This window comes from Streptomyces sp. NPDC059142 (assembly GCF_042755665.1).
Classification (GTDB): domain Bacteria; phylum Actinomycetota; class Actinomycetes; order Streptomycetales; family Streptomycetaceae; genus Streptomyces.
On the sequence record NZ_JBHZDA010000218.1, the window covers coordinates 1 to 1,664 of the forward strand.

General features: G+C 71.5%; 2 protein-coding genes. Both read left to right on the forward strand.

Annotated features, from left to right (window positions below):
• Window positions 1–775: aminotransferase class I/II-fold pyridoxal phosphate-dependent enzyme (locus tag ACFXPK_RS32845; protein ID WP_385080815.1), on the forward strand; the 775-nt coding region annotated here is incomplete at its 5' end.
• 91 nt (window positions 776–866) lie between these two features.
• The coding region (locus tag ACFXPK_RS32850) for a glycine amidinotransferase (protein WP_385080817.1) at window positions 867–1,664 on the forward strand (798 nt) is incomplete at its 3' end.

The following is a 1,664-nucleotide window of genomic DNA, read 5'->3' on the forward strand; positions in this document are numbered from 1 at the left end:
CTGCCGTGAGGCCCGCGCCGACGGCCGCCGCGTCCGCGCCTGCTACGTCGCCCCCGACTTCTCCAACCCGGGCGGCGTCCGGGTGACCCTCGCCGCACGCCACCGCCTGCTCGACCTCGCCGCCCGCGAGGACCTGCTGCTCATCGAGGACAACGCCTACGGATTCACCGCCCCCGAGGACGACACCCTCCCCGGCCTGAAGGCGCTGGACACCGCACGCCGCGTCATCCACCTCGGCACCTTCGCCAAGGTCGGATTCCCCGGCGCCCGGGTCGGCTACGCCGTCGCCGACCAGCGGGTGCGGCACGCCGACGGCGAACGCCCGCTCGCCGAGGAACTCGCCGACCTCAAGAGCATGGTCACCGTCAACACCTCGGCCCTCTCCCAGGCGGTCATCGGCGGCCTCCTTCTGGAACACGGCCGTTCGCTGACCGCCCTCGCCCGCAGCAAGGCCGAGCGCTACCGCGGCAACCTCGCCTGCCTGTCCGACGCCCTCCAGCGGCACCTGGGCGACGGCATGCCGCCGGGCGTCGTCGCGCACCGCCCGGCCGGCGGCTTCTTCGTCCGCATCGAACTGCCGGTCCCCGCCGACCTCGCACTCCTGGAGGTGTCGGCCGCCGAGTACGGCGTGCTGTGGACACCGATGAGCCACTTCTCCCTCACGGACCGCGGCGACCGGCAGATCCGGCTGTCGTGCAGCTATCTCGACCCCGAGCGGATCGAGACCGGTGTCCGGCGGCTCGCGGACTTCCTCAGGAAGGAGACCGGGGGATGAGCACCGGCCCCGCACCGCGCGCCGCCCCGTCCCGACCGGCCACCACCGACACCGTGCCCCGCATCCCGCCGACCCCCGAAAGGCCCCGCCGATGAGCCTGAACAGTTACGACGACTTCACTCCGCTGCGGGAGATCGTCCTCGGCTCCGCGGACGGCTACCGCGACCGGGTGCGCGACATGTCGTTCGACATGTTCATCAGCGACAACCTCTCCGGCGCCCGCGGGTACTACCCCTCCCTCTCCACCTGGCGGGACAGCGAGGACCGCCGCCGCCGCAACGCCCCGGACCGGCTGGCGATGCGGGAGCGGTTCCTCGACGAAATGATCGAGGACGTCGAGGGCATCGGCGACCAGCTCACCGCCCTGGGCATCACCGTGCACCGCCCCCTGCCGCTCGTACCCGACCTGACCGCGGTCGCCACCCCCGCCTTCGACGCCGCCGTCACCCCGCCGCTCAACCTCCGCGACAACACCCTCATCCTCGGCGACGAGATCATCGAGACCCCGCCGACCCTGCGCGACCGCTACTTCGAGACCCAGTTCCTCAAGCCGGTCTTCCTCGACTACTTCCGCGCGGGCGCCCGCTGGACGACCATGCCGCGCCCGATGATGACCGACCTCTCCTTCGACCCGGCCAACGTCGACATCGCCGCCCCGAACATCGAGGCCCCCCTCCATCCGCGAAACTCGCCCTTCGACGTCGGCCTGGAACCCATGATCGACGGCGCCAACTGCCTGCGCCTGGGCCGCGACCTGATCGTCAACGTCTCCAACCCCAACCACGCCCTCGCCTTCGACTGGCTCGAACGCCACCTCGACGGACGGTTCCGCGTCCACCGCATGGAGAAGCTGACGCAGAGCCACATCGACTCCGTCGTCGTCCCGCTG